The organism is Exiguobacterium sp. s89, assembly GCF_018617735.1.
Taxonomy (GTDB): Bacteria; Bacillota; Bacilli; order Exiguobacteriales; family Exiguobacteriaceae; genus Exiguobacterium; species Exiguobacterium marinum.
The window spans coordinates 1,027,587-1,044,701 of the sequence record NZ_JACSKS010000001.1 but is presented as its reverse complement, the minus strand read 5'-3'; the positions used below and the strand labels follow the sequence as shown (position 1 = coordinate 1,044,701).

Here is a 17,115-nt window from a genome sequence, read left to right as displayed (position 1 = left end):
TTTATGACTGCAAGAGAAGAATTAGAATTGATTGTAAAAGCGGCTGACGATAAACGTGCCGAAGAAATCGTCGTACTCGACATGGAAGGCATTTCACCGATTGCGGACTACTTCGTCATCTGTCACGGAAACTCGGAGAAACAAGTTGAAGCGATTGCGCGTGAAATTAAAGACATCGCTGGCGAAAACGACTTACCGCTCCACAAGTTCGAAGGAATGGATACGGCACGTTGGGTCCTTGCTGACCTCGAGAACGTCGTCGTTCACATCTTCCATCGTGACGACCGTGATTACTACAACCTAGAGAAATTGTGGGCTGACGCGCCGCACGTCGAAGTGGAAGTCGGCTAATGGCATACGAAGGATTCGCCTATGTATACGACGAGTTGATGAAAGACGCGCCGTATGATGAGTGGGTCGCTTTCGTGCGTCGTCACGTCCAAGATGGCGCGACACTCGCGGATGTCGGATGCGGGACCGGGTCGGCCACGATTCGCCTCGCTGAACATTACGATGTCATGGGAATTGACTTATCGGAGTCGATGCTCGAAGTCGCACAAGAAAAGGCACTTGAAGCAGAAATCGAGTTGCCGCTTTGGGAACAGGATATGCGCGAGTTGGAACTGCCGAAGCCGGTCGATGCGGTGACGATTCTCTGCGACTCGCTCTGCTATCTTCAGGATGAGGCGGATGTAATCGATACGTTCGAATCCGTCTACAACCAACTCAAGCCAAATGGGCTGTTCATCTTTGATGTGCATGCCCCGAATAAGATGCAGACGCTCTTCAACCAAAAGACGTACGCGTCAAACGGAGAAGACTGCTCGTATATTTGGTTTGCCGACCCGGGAGAAGCACCGCTCTCGGTCGTTCATGATTTGACGTTCTTCGTCGCGCTTGAAGACGGGACGTACGAACGGGTCGAGGAGACGCATGAGCAACGGACATATGAACCAGGGCAGTACATGCAATGGTTGATTGGTGCCGGGTTCCACGTCAAATCAGTTACATCTGATTTCACTGAACATGCACCAGGAACTGATGCTGAACGTATTTTCTTCGTTGCACAGAAATAAGTAAATCCCCGATTCTTCAAGAATCAGGGATTTTTTCGTATCACGCACATCCATTGTCTTCCTCATCCGATACCCGCCGAAGGGAAATAGGAATCTGACGGAATCACGAAGTTTTGTTCGTTATATCCATCACAGGGAGAATAGAATTTTGGACCCGCCGATCCATCTTCCACCTACGCTCGGCTGTGCCCCGAGACGCTTGGAGGTGGGAGAATTCGCGCTAAATTCAGTTAAATGAGCAGCTTGCGAATCAACAAATGTGTGTATAGGTTGAAGTCCATCGTGAGTTGGGAATAAACCATATAGAGAACATTATTGACGAAAGAAGGCGAAAGATTATGAAGCTCACGAAAGGGCGTATCCTTGAGTTTGGGTTCGTCTTGTTCATGGCGGTCATACTCGTGACAGCGATCATTGAAAAATCCTGGTTCGATGCGAGTGTGGCGGGAGCCGGGATCATCTCTGGTCTCATCCCGTTTTTCATTGAAAAGACGTTCAAAACAGAACTTGATGGTAAGATGAAAGTGGCGTATATCTTATTCTTGTTCGCGTCACAATATTTAGGGTCCATCGTCGGATTGTATGGGAACGGCTGGTGGGACACATTCCTTCATCTCTTGAGTGGCATCTTTCTCGCATTTTTAGGATTCGACTTTTTCTCCCGGCTCGATGACGATCTTCGTACGGAAATTCCGAAACGGTTTCTATTCGTGTATATCGTCGTCTTTTCAATGGCCGGGGCGGCGCTTTGGGAAATGTATGAATTCACATCCGATGTCTTCTTGAACACGACGATGCAGGGGAACGGAAACGATGATACGATGGTCGACATCATTGCCGGATCAATCGGGGGAGTGCTTGCTGCTTTCTTCGTCGTGTCGCTTCATCAACGTGAAAAAGCCAAGAAAAAACGAAGCATGAAAAAAAGTTCGTGATGCACGAGCTTTTTTATTTGTAATCATTATAATATTTTATTAATATCAATATTGTAATGATTATAAATAACGGGAGGCAATCAAATGGATCAACATCGTCAACTAACTACTAATCAAGGCGTACCAATCGGGGATAACGCCAACTCCATCACTGCGGGTCGTCGGGGCCCAACGCTTCTCGAAGACTATCAATTAATTGAGAAATTAGCGCATTTCGACCGTGAACGTGTACCAGAACGTGTCGTTCATGCGAGAGGGGCAGGAGCACATGGTGTCTTCACCGTAAAAAATAGTATGAAACGCTATACGAAAGCGGCATTCTTGCAAGAAGAGGGGCAAGAGACGCCTATCTTTGCGCGTTTCTCGACCGTCATCCACGGCTTAGGTTCACCGGAAACGCTTCGTGACCCGCGTGGTTTCTCTGTCAAGTTTTACACAGAAGAAGGAAACTATGACTTCGTCGGAAACAACTTGCCGGTCTTCTTTATCCGTGATGCGATTAAATTCCCAGACGTGATTCACTCACTCAAACCGGACCCGCAAACGAACCTTCAAGACCCGGACCGCTTCTTCGACTTCATGTCACTCACACCAGAATCGACGAGTATGCTTCTTCATTTGTTCAGTGATGAGGGTATCCCGGCATCGTATCGTCATATGCGCGGGTCATCCGTCCACTCTTTCAAATGGGTGAATGAATTTGGAAACACGGTGTACATAAAGTTGCGCTGGGTACCGAAGCAAGGGATTCAAAACTTATCGATGGAAGAAGCTGCGAAAATTCAAGCAGAAGACTTCAACCATGCGACACGTGACTTGTTCAACGCGATTGAAAACGGGGACTATCCGGAATGGGATTTATATGTACAAATTTTAGACCCGGCGGACATGGATAACTTCGACTTCGATCCGCTAGATGCGACGAAAGATTGGTTCGAGGACGTCATCCCGTATCAATTGGTCGGAACGATGACACTCAACAAAAACGTCGACAACTACTTCGCCGAGACCGAGTCTGTTGGTTTCAACCCGGGGGTCCTCGTCCCAGGGATTCAGCCATCAGAAGACAAGATGCTTCAAGGACGACTCTTCTCGTACTCAGACACGCAACGTCACCGTATCGGACCGAACTATCTTCAGCTTCCAATCAACTGCCCATTCGCTCAAGTCGCAAACAACCAGCGTGACGGAGCGATGCCATTCAAGCAACAGACGAGCCCGGTCAACTACGAGCCGAACCGCTATGAAGACGCACCGAAGCCGAATGCGGATTACATCGAGACGCCACAGCCAATCACAGGTGTGACGGGACGTCAGAAGATTGAGAAGACGAACGACTTCGGCCAGGCCGGAGAAGTGTATCGCCGTTATTCTCAAGAAGAGAAGGACGCACTCATCCGTAACCTCGTCGCCCACATCAAAGAAGTTCGTCATGAGAAGACGACTCTTCTCCTAATCTGTAACTTCTATCGTGCGGACCGTGAGCTCGGAGAGCGTCTCTCGAACGAGTTGAACGTTGATCTCGCACCATTCTTGAATCAGATGTCGAACTAACAAGTTAGCCGCGGTCATGTACCGCGGTTTTTTTGTATGCAAAAAGACGTCTCTCCATTAGAGAAACGTCTCGTGAAACGCTGTTATTCACCGACCATCCCATCACCGTCTCGGTCGTCCATATATTGATACAACCAATGGTCACGCGTGATCGGCATCTCAAATCCGGCATTCTTTGCTTCTTTGATTGTCACTTGCCCGTTCCCGTCAAGGTCGATATCAGATAATTCTCGCTCCTCGACCGGCTCCGTCGTCACGTCAGGCGGTGAGTCGTCCGTCAAATCCAGCGATTCGTTTACTTCTTCAGGGTCCGCGTTACCATACGTATCGGTGACCGTGTTGCCTCGTACGGTATACGTGTATTGGTAGCGGGAAGGAATCTGTGTTGTCGTGTTCGGATAGGTGATGATGGCCTCGAAGTCTTTCGCCCCACCAGCTTTTCGGATGACATCTTCCATGAACGCCTGATCACCGTAGCGGTTGAGTGCGCTGTTTTGTGGTGTGATGTTATAGGCGTTTGAAACACCGCCGAGCGAATCGGCGATGATATGGCCTTCATCGAGGTTCGGGTCTTCAACACCCGGAACTTTTGCCTCGTCTGAATAGTAACGTCCTGAAGAATTGACGTCTTCGGTCTCATCGTCCTGAAGAGTGATCTCATCGGCAATCACGCGAACCAATTGACCATGTTCGTTCGTGAACGCCCAATACTCACGGTCGCCAAAACCGATATCGACGACGACATTCGCTTCACGACTACCGGATTGATCGCCGCCATCAACCTCGATCAACGTATAGCCTTCGAACAAATCTTCTTCCTGTTCAGGTGAAAGCGTCTCGGTTGTCTGTTCCTCTTGTGTCGTACTCTCTTCGGTCGACGTCGAGACGCTCACATCGGCATCCGTACATCCAGAGAGGAATAGAGCACCAAGAAGGTATGGAATGTAAAATGGCATTCTTTTCATATATATCGCTCCTTATTCGAAGTTACATGATTGTATTTACTATATAGCTTTTAATGATAGCATAAGAAAGCAAAATTCGGACATCATCCATTCAAAATGTGCCCAACGGATTCCTCTTATTTGTGGATTCACAAACCTTGTGCCAAGATTGAAAAAAAAGGGGGAAGAACGTATGAACGAAGTGATTGAGACATTATTGAACCACCGTTCCGTCCGCGATTTTACGGACGAGAAATTGACAGATGAACAAATTCAGACAGTCGTCGAGAGCGCACAACGCGCATCAACGTCTAGCTTTATCCAGGCCTACTCCATCATCGGGGTGACCGATGAAGCGAAAAAGAAACGACTTGCCGAGATAGCGGGTGATCAGTCCTATGTGGTCGAGAATGGTCATTTCTTCGTCTTTTGTGCAGATTTGCATCGTCATGAAATGATTGGTGAGCTACAAGAGGCTGAGGTTTCTGCGACGCTTGAGACTGATGAGAAGTTGCTTGTCGCTGTGATCGACGCGGCGCTTGCCTCACAAAATGCGGCGGTGGCAGCGGAGTCGATGGGACTCGGGATCTGTTATATCGGCGGAATTCGGAACGACCTGTTTGCTGTGAAAGAAGTGCTCGAATTGCCAGAACGGGTCATTCCGCTCTTCGGGATGGCAGTCGGTGTACCGGCTACAGTCGAGGATCAAAAACCACGTCTACCGTTCCACCATGTCTACCATGAGAACAAATACGAGGCGAATCCAGAACGGATCAAACAGTCACTTTCTGATTACGATGCGTTGATCCACGATTATTATATGGTCCGGGGCTCTAACCCGCGTAAAGATACGTGGACCGGACAGATGGGGCGCATGTTGTCGAAATCGACACGTCTTGACGTCAAAGACTTCTTGAAAGCACAAGGCTATTTGAAGCAATAAGATAAACCGCCGACAAGTCTCTGTCGGCGGTTTTGTCATGTTCACTATAATTGAGCATCGAGCCAGTCATGATCGATGGCGCCGAATTGCTTCGCAATGATTACTCCAGATTCATCAAGCACATACGTCGTCGGCATCGCTTGAATTCGGTACGCATCACCGACTTGGCCGTCACGGTCATAGACGACGGTAAAAGCGTCTTCGTACGGTTCGACAAACGAGACGGCATTGCTTGGATCGCGTTCGCTCGTCGTCGTGTTAACAGCAACGATGATCACATCTTCACGCTCTTTGGCGAACGCGGCCATATCTGGCATCTCTGCGCGACACGGAGGGCACCAAGACGCCCAAAAGTTGACGACGACGAGCTTACCGCGTAACGATTCTAAGTCGAATGCGCTCCCGTCGGTTCGTTTTAATTCGAACGAAGGTGGGATTTGCCCGATATTCAAACCGGTCGATGCCGTCTCGGTGGTGACGGTTTGCGACGCGCGTTCCGGTAGAGTAGCATTTACCACCGCTAGCACGACAAGAACACCGATACTGAATTGTACGGCTTTCCTTGAAGGGCGAGCGAGAAAGACGGTCAGTCCAAACAGGACGAGGGTGATGACGATCATCCACCATTGAATCTGTCCGACTGCGTATGATTCAAACAGCCAGATACTAGATGCACCAAGGACGGTCCAAAGGATGTTCCCGCGTGTCGGCTCATGCATCCATCGCCACGTCGTTACGAGTAGCAGAAGGATGAGGACGGCGCTCCATAGATGAATCGGCTGGTCGGAAAGGTTCAAAATCGTCCCGTATATCGGAACCGCGAGCGTCATCCCGAGCCAGATGAGGACCCCACTTAGCACCCAATATCCTAAAAGGTCTCGATCGAGTCGATAGACGAGCCAAAGTACGATTCCGCTTGCAATCAGTTGAGCCCAAATACCTCCAGTCGCATAGAGAGCGATTGAGATATCACGTGTCGTCAAGAGACCGATGACAATCGCACTTCCTTTCCAAGCGAGAAAACCATAGAACCATGTACCGATGACGGCTTCACGTTGTTTACTTGTCAACCCAAGGAAGCGGAAGATGCCATAAAGGACAACAAGACTCAGTAAGAAGATGAGTAAATCTAAACGAATGTTGAGTGGACCGATAGCGACCACGTCTTTCCCTCCTAAACAAAAGGCACCCCTCTCGAAGCGGGCGCCATATTCATAGTCAGTATAGCATTACTTGATTTGTTGAGCGTTCAAGACAGTCTTCATCGCACCGTAGCCACCAAGGATGTTGTGGATGTTTTTGTAGCCGAGCGATTGAAGGACACTTGCCGCCATGCGTGAGCGGACGCCTGAAGCACAATGAACCGCAATCGTTTGGTCTGTCGGAAGACCTTCATGGTCACGTGCGAGTTTTCCGAGCAAGATGCGCTCTGCCTTTTCGTAATGGCTTGCGTTCCATTCTGTCGCGTTTCGAACGTCGAGAACGAAGACGTCTCCTTTTTCAGCAGCTTCAATCGCTTGTTCTGCCGTCACGTCCGTATACGTTTCCGTCAAGAGCGATGCTTCGAGTTCTTCGACTGGAACGATGAAACGAAGACGGTCAAGGCCAATCGATTGAAGGTCCGTTTGCACTTGATCGATGTCCTCAGCACTTGCGATGAGTGTGATATCTTTGTCGAAGTTGACGAGCCACCCCGCCCACGAGACGAACTTGTTGTTGTACGGGATGTTAATCGTCCCTGGTACGTGTCCGTTCGCGAAGTCCTCACCTTTACGCGTGTCGACGACTTGCGTCTCTTCGACGAGTGTATCGAGACGATTCGATTCGACGACTTCAGGCCGAGTAATTTCAGTCGTGATTTGGATGCCTTCCTTGTTCACTTTTTTCATCATCGCGAAGTAGTTCGGTGGTTCGGGTTGATCGGTTGTCAACTCTTTGATGAAGGCATCTTTGTCCGTCATCTGTAGCGCCCAGTTCGTCGCTTTCTCGTAACCGACCGTTGACGTAGGAACCGCACCGAGCGCTTTCCCGCAAGCGCTACCTGCGCCGTGTCCAGGCCATACTTGAACGAAGTCTGGTAGAGCTACGAATTTTTTGAGCGAATCAAACATTTGTTCTGCGCCGATTGCCGTCGTTCCTTTTACACCTGCTGCTTCTTCGAGAAGGTCAGGGCGACCGATATCGCCGACAAAGACGAAGTCCCCTGTGAAGATTCCCATCGGTTGTGTTTGATTGCGGTCATACAATAAGAACGAGATATGCTCTGGTGTATGGCCAGGTGTGTGCATGACTTCGAGTGTCACGTTTCCGATTTTGAACGTCTCACCGTCTTTGACGAGTTGTGAATCGATGTCTTTCGCGAACGCATACTTCCATGAAGCATCTCCTTCATCAGATAGATATGCTTTTGATCCTGTGCGTTTCGCGAGTTCGAGTGAACCGGACACAAAGTCTGCATGGATGTGAGTCTCTGCCGTTGCAACAATGTTCATGCCTTCTTTTTTAGCTTCCTGAAGGTATGGTTCGATGTTGCGGGCCGGGTCGATGACAATCGCTTCTCCCGTCATTTGACAACCGACCATATATGAAGCTTGTGCTAATTTTTCATCATAAAAATAACGTAATAACATGTGAATTTCCCCCTATGACCTAAAGTAATGGTTTATTCGACTTCGCCTTGCCAGCTCATCATCCCGCCATCGACGTTCGTGACATCGAACCCGAGTGAGTCGAGATAAGCAGATGCATTCATGCTGCGTCCGCCAGCTGCGCAAATAACGTGAATCGGTTTAGAGCGATCGAGCTCATCGACTTTTGCCCCGAATTCAGAAAGTGGTACGTTTTTCGCTTGTTTGATGTGACCTCCAGCATATTCATCTGTCTCGCGCACATCGATTAAGTTGAGTGAATCGTCTGCTTGAAGTAACGCTTCTAATTCAGTAGTCGTAATCGTCTTCATAAGTCATTGATCTCCTTTTCATTTCCTAGTGATTTGGCAACGAGAATGTTTCGTTGGCTTTAATATACCCCCTAAGGTATAATGAGCGCAAGTGAAAAGAATTGGAGGAGAAAAGATGAAGAAAATTTCCTTATTTGTCGGAATTGTGGCTTTAATGGGTATTTTTATCTTTGTAATCACATCTGAAAAGGATGGTATTGTGAAGATTGATACAAAAACTCTACAAAACAAATTGGAAAACGAGGAAATAACACTCCTTGACGTACGTGAAGTGTCTGAATACGAGGGGGGGCATATTGCAGAAGCGGTGAATGCACCACTTTCTTCATTAGATGCTGCCCAATTATCGTACCCGAAAGACGAACCGATTTACGTTATTTGTCGGAGTGGTAACCGAAGTGCCCAAGCTGCCACACAGTTACAAGACGCCGGCTATACAGAAATTTATGACGTTTCAGGCGGTATGATTTCTTGGGAAGCGAATGAATAATCAGAGAATAATAAACTAAATGGAGGAGTCTATATGGAGTTCGGTTTTATCATTACAATTTTTTTAATAGGATTTATCGGATCATTTATTTCTGGAATGGTCGGAATTGGAGGATCCATCATCAAATATCCGATGTTGTTGTACATTCCACCACTTTTAGGATTTGCTGCATTCAGCGCACACGAAGTTTCAGGAATCAGTGCGATTCAAGTATTCTTTGCAACTATCGGTGGGATTTACGCTTATCGTAAAGGTGGATACTTAAACAAGCAATTGATTCTCTACATGGGTGTAGCAGTATTGATTGGTAGCTTTATTGGAGGGTATGGATCGACGATTCTTTCGGAGACGATGATCAATGTTGTTTACGCTGTACTCGCCACGATTGCAACGATTATGATGTTCTTGCCGAAACCGCAAGTGGATGATATGCCACTCGACCAAGTGCAGTTCAACAAAGTGATTGCGGCAAGTTCAGCGTTCGTCGTAGGAATCGCGGCTGGTATCGTCGGGGCGGCGGGTGCATTCATTCTCATGCCGATTATGCTCGTCGTCTTACGCATCCCGACAAAGATGGCGATTGCCAGTTCACTTGCCATCACGTTCATCTCGTCAATCGGTTCGACATTCGGAAAAATCATTACCGACCAAATCGTCTGGGAACCGGCTATCATCATGATCATCGCGAGTTTGATTGCTGCACCAATCGGAGCAAACGTCGGCAAAAACATGAATACGAAAGCACTTCAATGGATTTTGGCGCTACTTATTTTAGCGAGCACCATCAAAATTTGGAGCGACTTGATCGCATAAAAAAATCACGATGCCTAGCGTGTAGGCATCGTGATTTTTTCGATTATTTCGTAATGAAATAGTAAAGCAGACCGAGTCCGATGAACGAGACGGGGAGCAAGATGATGTAGAGCCAAGAAACCATCGATAAGCTTTTCTTTTGGCTGTACGTGGAACGGTCTTTCCCGAGCCCGACCATGATGGTGAAAATGAGCGCAATCAAACAGACGAGCAATGCTAAACCGATCGTGAGAGCCATATTGTCACATCCTTTTTTCAACCTATTACCTTCATCATATCGTATGCTTGCTAGAGACGTCTTCCAGAATATTGAGTTTATGTGACAAAAGGGAAAGAGAATCGTCACACATGCAGATTCAGACAACAAAAATCTCTATCGATTCGAACGTGTCGAATCAATAGAGATTATTTGTTTATTCCGCGAACGTTTTGCTACGGAACATAAACGCCGTGATGAGGTAAAATGCGACGATATGAAGGGCGACGTAGAAGATTGAGAAGCCGATCGTAGCATCCATTGCTTTCATGAATTCAGGATTCACGTCATAAATGGAGAGGTCCGTATGCAAGAAGACGACCCATTTCGCAAGCTCAGGTTTCCAAGCGACGAGAAGACCACCGATGATACTAGACGCGAAATTCGCGAGCACCGTGAAACCGATGACGACACCGACCGACTTGAAGACGACCGAGAACATGAGTGTCAAGAAGATGATGAAGATTGGTCCGCTCACACTGATGAGGATTGGACGAACGACGTCCCATGTGACAGAACCGTCTAGCGTGAGGGAGAACCCGAACGCGACGACTAAGATGAAGACGAATTGTAACAACATGACGAGGACGGCCATGACGAGTTTAGATAACAAGATACGGTCACGAGAATAAGGACTCATCAGGAGATGCTTCAGCGTATCGAACTTCAGTTCGTTCCCGACCATCTCAGCCGTGAAGACGATTGTAAAAATACTCAGGAAGGCGATAGCGCCCATTGTTGAAAATTCAAAGAACGATGCCGCTTCCGGTGTACCGTCTCCGCTTGCCAATACGGCGTATACGATGAGGATAATCGCCGTGTATACACCTAGGGCGACATATGGTTTAATCGTATGACGCCATTTCATCCATTCATTGCTGAGTAATGAACGCATTGTTCGTACCTCCTTCTTTTTTCGTCAATTTCAAGAATTGTTCTTCGAGCGACTCGTGCTTCATACCGATTTGATAGACGGCGATGTCTCGCTCGATTAATTGTTTCAATAAGATTGGGATATCCGTCTCCTGTCGCGGTACGATGAACGACTCCGCAGACTGCTGGACGATTTTCACGTCATCAAAAGCGAGTGCAGCGACGTCGAGTGCATCGTTCATTTGTTCTTTGGCAACTTTACAAAGGATGACACTCTCGGCTTTCGTTTGTCCATCTTCTACCGATTTGATTTGCCCTTGGTCAATAATGGCGAAGCGGTCCGTAATCAATTCCATCTCACTCAACAAATGACTTGAGATGAGGATGGCGATCCCGCGATGGTCAGCGAGGTGGCGTAAGTAATTCCGAAGGTCGGCGATTCCAGCTGGGTCGAGACCGTTCGTCGGCTCATCTAAAATGAGAACTTTTGGATTATGCAACAAAGCACGGGCAATCCCGAGACGTTGCTTCATCCCGAGCGAGTACTGTTTCACTTTCATCTCGAGTTTTCCGTCGAGACCGACGAGTGCGCCGAGCGCGTTCAAGTCGACTTTTTTCAAATTCGGGATCAAGTTCATGGCATGAATCAAGTTTTCTCGTCCTGTCATGTACGGGTAAAACGCTGGATTCTCGACGATGGCACCGATTCGGCTCAGCGCCTCTTGGCGACTGTTCGCGACGTCATATCCGTCGACGGTTACGGTCCCGTGAGTGGCCGGCATGAGACCTGTGATAATACGTATCGTTGTTGTCTTCCCCGCGCCGTTTGGGCCGAGAAAACCAAAAATCTCACCTGGAACGACATCAAAACTGACATTCGTCAAAACCGTCGCTTTTCCCATTTTCTTGTGAACATTCTGTACGGATAACATGTTGTCACCTAGCTTTCTTTTAAATGTGTTATTGTGCTTCCTACATCCCCTTCTACGGGCTTGTTTGAAATAAGGTTTCATCTTTTTTTGAAATTTTTGAAACAAATGCTTGTGACACAATTTATCGATAAGCAAAACTTATTGAAATAGTATGGACGAATTGTGAATTTGTAAGGGTCTTTCCGCCATGAAAGGTGTAGTATGAAGTTGAGCGTAAGAGGCAAGATTTTGTTTTGTTCACTAGGTAAGAGATAAGTGAACGGCTTCGGGCTACATGTTAAAATGAAAGCGTTCACAGATAGAACGTTTAGGAATGGATAAGGGGGATTTATTCAATGGGAGAGTCGTCGAATGTCCACGAGAAATCGCAAGCATTTTATGGTCCTAACTTAGGCTACATCATTGAACTGTACGAGCAATATTTGGAAGACCCATCAACGGTCGATGAGGAGACTCGTCGTTACTTCGATGAGAATGGGGCGCCAGTAGCATCACCGGCAGAAGCATCGGTCTCGGGTCCATCGTTTGATTTGGAGAAGGTCGTCTCTGCGACACGCCTTGTCAATGATATCCGTGCTTTCGGTCACAAAGCGGCCGATATTTATCCACTGAAAGATCATCCACGAGAGCAGGAATTGTTCGAACTGTCACGTTACGATTTGACAGAAGAAGATTTGTTGCAAATTCCAGCACGCCTTTTATCAGACGATGCACCGAAACCAGATGCGAGTGCTCTCGAGTTATTCCGTCACTTACTTGACGTCTACACAGGGACGGTCGCCATCGAACTTCGTCACTTAGACGATATGGAAGAGAAGAAGTGGATTCGCCGCCAAGTCGAACAAGGCGCGTTGATGCAAAAATTCTCAAAAGAAGAAAAAGTAGAATTATTCACACGTCTTGCTGAGACAGAACTGTTTGAGTCATTCCTTCATAAAACATATGTCGGACAAAAACGCTTCTCCATCGAAGGATTGGATGCGATGGTGCCATTACTCGATGCCATGGTTGGAGGACTCATCTCGAGCGGTTCTGAACATATCAATATCGGAATGGCCCACCGTGGACGTTTGAATGTACTTGCCCACGTACTCGGTAAACCGTATGAGATGATTTTCGCGGAGTTCCAGCACGCACCGAACAAAGAATTGATTCCGTCTGAAGGGTCGATTGGCATCAACTTTGGTTGGACGGGCGACGTGAAGTATCACCTCGGTCTTGACCGTAAAGTGGTTGAACAACAAAAAGAAGTTCGACTCAACTTAGCGAACAACCCGAGTCACCTTGAATTTGTCGGCTCCGTTGTTGAAGGCTACACACGTGCCGCGCAAGATAATCGGTCCGAAAAAGGATCGGCTGTTCAGCACGATGATTTGGCGGCTTCGATTTTGATTCATGGAGATGCGGCCTTCCCAGGACAAGGAATTGTCGCTGAGACGCTCAACATGACGAACTTGACGGGTTACCGTACAGGTGGGACGGTTCATGTCATCGCCAACAACACAATCGGTTTCACGACGGACCCGAACGATTCACGTTCGACGCGTTACGCGAGTGATATCGCCAAAGGATATGAAATCCCGGTCTTACACGTGAATGCGGATGACCCGGAAGCGTGTGTCGCCGTCGCGAAGTTGATCAGTGAGTATCGTGCCAAATTCCATAAAGATATCTTAGTCGATTTAATCGGATATCGTCGTTACGGTCACAACGAAATGGACGAACCGATGAACACGAACCCTGTTCTTTATAAAGCGATCAAGGGACATCAATCTGTCCGTCACGTCTATGCTGCACAGCTTGAAGCAGAAGGCGTTATGACGAAAGAAGAGAAAGCGCAAGTTGAACAAAACATCGAAGAGGCGCTCAAAGCAGCCCGCGACCTTGTTCCTCCTGAAGAAGTGGACGCGGACATCGTCTTGCCGGAAGCTGTCCATAAAGGATTCCCAAAAGTCGACACGACTGTAGAGCACGATCTGCTCACTCAATTGAACGAAGAGTTGCTTGACTGGCCAGAAGGGTTTGGTGTCTTCCATAAGCTTCAAAAAGTACTCGACCGTCGTCGCGAGGCCTTCAACGAAGGTGGAAAAATCGACTGGGGTCACGCGGAAACGCTCGCCTTCGCTTCGATTCTTTCAGATGGTACGCCCGTACGCTTGAGCGGTCAAGATTCGGAACGTGGAACGTTTGCACAACGAAACATCATGTTGAACGATGTCGAATCAGGGAAGAAGTTCTCGCCACTCCATCAATTGTCGACAGCGAAAGCGTCGTTCTCGGTCTATAACAGCCCACTTTCAGAAGGATCGGTGCTCGGTTTTGAATATGGCTATAACGTATTTGCACAAGACACGCTCGTACTGTGGGAAGCACAATACGGTGACTTTGCGAATTCGGCTCAAGTCATGTTTGATCAGTTCATCTCAGCGGGACGTGCGAAATGGGGTCAAAAATCAGGCCTCGTCATGCTCTTACCACACGGATACGAAGGACAAGGACCGGAGCACTCGAGTGCTCGGATGGAGCGTTACTTGACACTAGCCGGGGAGAAAAACTGGACTGTCGCAAACCTTTCGTCAGCGGCACAGTACTTCCATATTTTACGTCGCCAAGCCGAGATGCTCGGAAAAGAAGAGATTCGTCCGATGATTATCATGACGCCGAAGAGCCTGCTCCGTCATCCACTCGCCACATCACCAGTCGAGGCGTTCACGGAAGAGGGATTCAAACCGATCATTGAACAACCAGGTCTCGGTGAGAGCACCGAGCAGGTGGAACGTCTCGTCTTCTGCACAGGAAAGATGGCAATCGATCTCGCAGAAGCAGTCGGCAAGTCAGAGGAATCACTCGACTTTCTCCATATCATCCGTGTCGAAGAAATTTATCCGTTCCCGGTACGCGAGATTCGTGACGTTATCAGTCGCTATCCGAACGCGCGTGAAATCGTCTGGGTACAGGAAGAACCGAAAAATATGGGAGCTTGGTCATACATCGAGCCCCGCCTTGAAGCGGTCACAACGAATCGCCTCGACGTCCGTTACATCGGTCGTCGCCGTCGTTCAAGCCCGGCTGAAGGAAATCCGACAGCCCATAAACAAGAACAAGCACGCATCATCCGTGAAGCACTCGCTCGTGACGTCGTCTCGAGCGGTGCAGGCACGAGCACATATCAAAAAGATCGTAAATAAGTTAAGGGGGAACTCATTGTGATCGAAATCAAAGTACCGGAATTAGCAGAGTCCATTACGGAAGGAACGGTCGCGACATGGCTCAAACAGCCGGGCGACCAAGTTGAAAAAGGGGAAGCCATCGTTGAACTCGAGACAGATAAAGTCAATATCGAAGTCCCGGCTGACGAAGCGGGTGTGTTAGAAGAACAACTTGCCGGAGAAGGGGATACGGTTCAAGTCGGTGAAGTCATCGCACGTCTCGGTTCAGGTTCTGGCGGTGGAACGGCTGTCGCGACGAAGACGAAGACAGAAAACGCGGCAGAAACGAAAGCAGAAGCGCCGACTGAGAAAAAGACAGAGTCTGTCGAAGAAGGCAAGAAAGTCGAGAAGCGTGAAGAGCACGTCGCAAGCCCTGGTAAAGGACCGATCGCGACACCGGCTGCACGTAAGCTTGCTCGTGAGAAAGGCATCGACCTTTCAGCCGTTCAAACGAACGATCCAATTGGGCGCATCAACGTACACGATGTTTCGAAACATGAAGACAAACCAGCTGTGAAAGAACAAAAAACGGCTGCTGCAACACCTGCACCACAACCTGCCGCAAGTGGCAAAGAAGAAGAGCGCATCAAGATGACGCGTCGCCGTCAGACGATCGCGAACCGTCTCGTCGAAGTGCAACAGACGGCAGCGATGCTCACGACGTTCAATGAAATCGATATGTCGGCGGTCATGGCACTTCGTAAACGTCGCCAAGAGAAGTTCGTGAAAGACAACGATGTCAAACTCGGCTTCATGTCATTCTTCACGAAAGCAGCGGTAGCGGCGCTCAAACGTATGCCTTACTTGAACGCTGAAATCCAAGGTAACGAAATCGTCTTGAAGAAATATTACGATATCGGGATTGCCGTATCGGCTCCAGACGGTCTCGTTGTGCCGGTCGTCCGTGAGGCGGACCGTAAAAACTTCGGGGAAATCGAAAAAGACATCCTTCACCTCGCGGATAAAGCGCGTAACAACAAGCTCGGATTAAGTGATCTGACAGGTGGTACGTTCACGATCACAAACGGGGGCGTGTTCGGTTCACTTCTTTCAACGCCAATCTTGAACGGACCGCAAGTCGCCATCCTCGGGATGCACTCGATTCAACTCCGCCCAGTCGCCATCGATGCGGACACGATGGAAAACCGTCCGATGATGTACGTGGCGCTCTCGTATGACCATCGAATTGTTGATGGTCGCGAGGCTGTGACATTCCTCAAACACATTAAAGATATGATTGAAGATCCAGAACAGTTGTTGTTCGAAGCGTAAGAAGAGAAAGTACTCGCTCCTATCTCGGGGTGGGTACTTTTTTATGTGAGGTTATAATCAAACCCTTTTTATGGAATTTTTAGCAAGGTATATATGTTATCCTTGATAGAGTGAATCAATAAAAGGGCGTGAATGGTAAATGAAATGGAGAAAATGGTTTCCTTGGATGGGACTTGTCTTAGTTGTCATTGTCGTTGCTACATATGCATTCTATCAGTATTGGATGGGGCCAAATCCAGCTGAACTCGACCGTGAACAGTTGACGGAAGAAGAATACACTCGTGCACTCGAGTTGATTGATACCATCAAAGAGGAAGACCCATTCGGACGGCGTCAAAACGTCACGCGCCGCATCAATCCGCAAGAAACGACGGGACTCGACTTTGACGACCCCAAAAAATTGAACAAAGGGAATCTCGTCGAAGCAATGCATCTGATGACCCATCAAAAAATATTGGCGACAGAAAAAGCGGGTGCAATCCCGATGACGCATAAAAATCTGAAAGAGGTTCGTGAATATTTGGAGTTGTTGCACGATCAAAATAAAATCAAAAGCGATGACTATCTTCAACTCGGAGGAATCATTGAACGGTGGGAAAAAGCCATGTTTGATGAGATTGACAAAGAACAGGACGTTTTGTTAGAGGAAATGTATGCCGCAATCGGATTTTCGAATGGACTGTCGACACGTGCAGAAGAAGAGTTGTTCATCTTGAATAACTTTGGGGAGGAATACGTGTATACGATGGATTTGGAGCCGATGCCAGAAGAGGAAAATGAGCAGCAGGATGACATGATAATGGAAACTGAAGAGTAAAAATGAAAAGGAGTTCAGCATGAACTCCTTTTCATATGGGCG

At 48.1% G+C, this 17,115-nt stretch carries 17 protein-coding genes; 10 read left to right on the top strand and 7 right to left on the bottom strand.

Going from position 1 to position 17,115, the window contains the following annotated elements; all coding sequences use genetic code 11:
- Positions 1 to 3: 3 nt before the first annotated feature.
- From rsfS to KNO96_RS05335, 4 genes are all read left to right on the top strand, one after another.
- Positions 4 to 351 (top strand): ribosome silencing factor, encoded by a 348-nt coding sequence (gene rsfS / locus KNO96_RS05350; RefSeq protein WP_026826611.1) that lies wholly within the window; start codon positions 4 to 6, stop codon positions 349 to 351.
- Positions 351 to 1,076, top strand: a complete 726-nt coding sequence (locus KNO96_RS05345; protein ID WP_026826610.1) for a class I SAM-dependent DNA methyltransferase — start codon at positions 351 to 353, stop codon at positions 1,074 to 1,076. Before rsfS ends, KNO96_RS05345 begins: the two co-directional genes overlap by 1 nt.
- A gap of 338 nt (positions 1,077 to 1,414) precedes the next feature.
- The gene (locus KNO96_RS05340; RefSeq protein ID WP_214702609.1) at positions 1,415 to 2,011 is read left to right on the top strand and encodes a DUF2238 domain-containing protein; all 597 of its coding nucleotides are present in this window, start codon (positions 1,415 to 1,417) and stop codon (positions 2,009 to 2,011) included.
- Positions 2,012 to 2,095: 84 nt separating this feature from the next.
- Positions 2,096 to 3,565 carry a catalase gene (locus KNO96_RS05335; RefSeq protein ID WP_214702607.1) on the top strand — a complete coding sequence of 490 codons (1,470 nt, stop codon included), beginning with the start codon at positions 2,096 to 2,098 and terminating at the stop codon, positions 3,563 to 3,565.
- Positions 3,566 to 3,648: 83 nt separating this feature from the next.
- On the opposite strand, the gene KNO96_RS05330 is transcribed toward KNO96_RS05335, so the two are convergent.
- Entirely contained in the window at positions 3,649 to 4,530 is an 882-nt protein-coding gene (locus KNO96_RS05330; protein ID WP_214702599.1) for a DNA/RNA non-specific endonuclease, read from the bottom strand.
- A gap of 172 nt (positions 4,531 to 4,702) precedes the next feature.
- Here KNO96_RS05330 and nfsA point away from each other — a divergent pair, with 172 nt between their 5' ends.
- A complete protein-coding gene (gene nfsA, locus KNO96_RS05325) occupies positions 4,703 to 5,452 on the top strand; it encodes an oxygen-insensitive NADPH nitroreductase (RefSeq protein WP_214702592.1) in 750 nt (249 codons plus the stop codon).
- Positions 5,453 to 5,496: 44 nt separating this feature from the next.
- On the opposite strand, the gene KNO96_RS05320 is transcribed toward nfsA, so the two are convergent.
- The 3 genes from KNO96_RS05320 to KNO96_RS05310 form a co-directional block, all read right to left on the bottom strand.
- On the bottom strand, positions 5,497 to 6,615 hold the full coding sequence (locus KNO96_RS05320) for a TlpA family protein disulfide reductase (RefSeq protein ID WP_214702584.1): 1,119 nt from the start codon (positions 6,613 to 6,615) through the stop codon (positions 5,497 to 5,499).
- A gap of 66 nt (positions 6,616 to 6,681) precedes the next feature.
- The gene (locus KNO96_RS05315) at positions 6,682 to 8,082 is read right to left on the bottom strand and encodes an MBL fold metallo-hydrolase (RefSeq protein ID WP_214702576.1); all 1,401 of its coding nucleotides are present in this window, start codon (positions 8,080 to 8,082) and stop codon (positions 6,682 to 6,684) included.
- A 32-nt stretch (positions 8,083 to 8,114) separates the two neighbouring features.
- The gene (locus tag KNO96_RS05310; RefSeq protein ID WP_214700558.1) at positions 8,115 to 8,411 is read right to left on the bottom strand and encodes a rhodanese-like domain-containing protein; all 297 of its coding nucleotides are present in this window, start codon (positions 8,409 to 8,411) and stop codon (positions 8,115 to 8,117) included.
- A 115-nt stretch (positions 8,412 to 8,526) separates the two neighbouring features.
- Here KNO96_RS05310 and KNO96_RS05305 point away from each other — a divergent pair, with 115 nt between their 5' ends.
- Together KNO96_RS05305 and KNO96_RS05300 are read left to right on the top strand one after the other, a co-directional pair.
- Complete coding sequence (locus KNO96_RS05305; protein WP_026826602.1) at positions 8,527 to 8,901, top strand: rhodanese-like domain-containing protein; 375 nt, start codon at positions 8,527 to 8,529, stop codon at positions 8,899 to 8,901.
- Between the two features lie 33 nt (positions 8,902 to 8,934).
- Positions 8,935 to 9,714 (top strand): sulfite exporter TauE/SafE family protein, encoded by a 780-nt coding sequence (locus tag KNO96_RS05300; protein ID WP_026826601.1) that lies wholly within the window; start codon positions 8,935 to 8,937, stop codon positions 9,712 to 9,714.
- A 43-nt stretch (positions 9,715 to 9,757) separates the two neighbouring features.
- On the opposite strand, the gene KNO96_RS05295 is transcribed toward KNO96_RS05300, so the two are convergent.
- The 3 genes from KNO96_RS05295 to KNO96_RS05285 form a co-directional block, all read right to left on the bottom strand.
- A complete protein-coding gene (locus KNO96_RS05295) occupies positions 9,758 to 9,952 on the bottom strand; it encodes a hypothetical protein (protein WP_026826600.1) in 195 nt (64 codons plus the stop codon).
- A gap of 175 nt (positions 9,953 to 10,127) precedes the next feature.
- The gene (locus tag KNO96_RS05290) at positions 10,128 to 10,865 is read right to left on the bottom strand and encodes an ABC transporter permease (RefSeq protein WP_214702574.1); all 738 of its coding nucleotides are present in this window, start codon (positions 10,863 to 10,865) and stop codon (positions 10,128 to 10,130) included.
- Positions 10,843 to 11,775, bottom strand: coding sequence for an ABC transporter ATP-binding protein (locus KNO96_RS05285; protein ID WP_026826598.1), 933 nt, complete (start codon positions 11,773 to 11,775; stop codon positions 10,843 to 10,845). The genes KNO96_RS05290 and KNO96_RS05285 overlap by 23 nt, the downstream gene beginning before the upstream one ends.
- A 335-nt stretch (positions 11,776 to 12,110) precedes the next feature.
- On the opposite strand from KNO96_RS05285, the gene KNO96_RS05280 reads away from it, so the two are divergent.
- From KNO96_RS05280 to KNO96_RS05270, 3 genes are all read left to right on the top strand, one after another.
- On the top strand, positions 12,111 to 14,963 hold the full coding sequence (locus tag KNO96_RS05280; protein ID WP_214702572.1) for a 2-oxoglutarate dehydrogenase E1 component: 2,853 nt from the start codon (positions 12,111 to 12,113) through the stop codon (positions 14,961 to 14,963).
- Positions 14,964 to 14,981: 18 nt separating this feature from the next.
- Complete coding sequence (odhB, locus tag KNO96_RS05275) at positions 14,982 to 16,256, top strand: 2-oxoglutarate dehydrogenase complex dihydrolipoyllysine-residue succinyltransferase (protein WP_214700565.1); 1,275 nt, start codon at positions 14,982 to 14,984, stop codon at positions 16,254 to 16,256.
- 139 nt (positions 16,257 to 16,395) lie between these two features.
- Positions 16,396 to 17,073 (top strand): DUF6241 domain-containing protein, encoded by a 678-nt coding sequence (locus KNO96_RS05270; RefSeq protein WP_214702565.1) that lies wholly within the window; start codon positions 16,396 to 16,398, stop codon positions 17,071 to 17,073.
- Positions 17,074 to 17,115 lie beyond the last annotated feature (42 nt).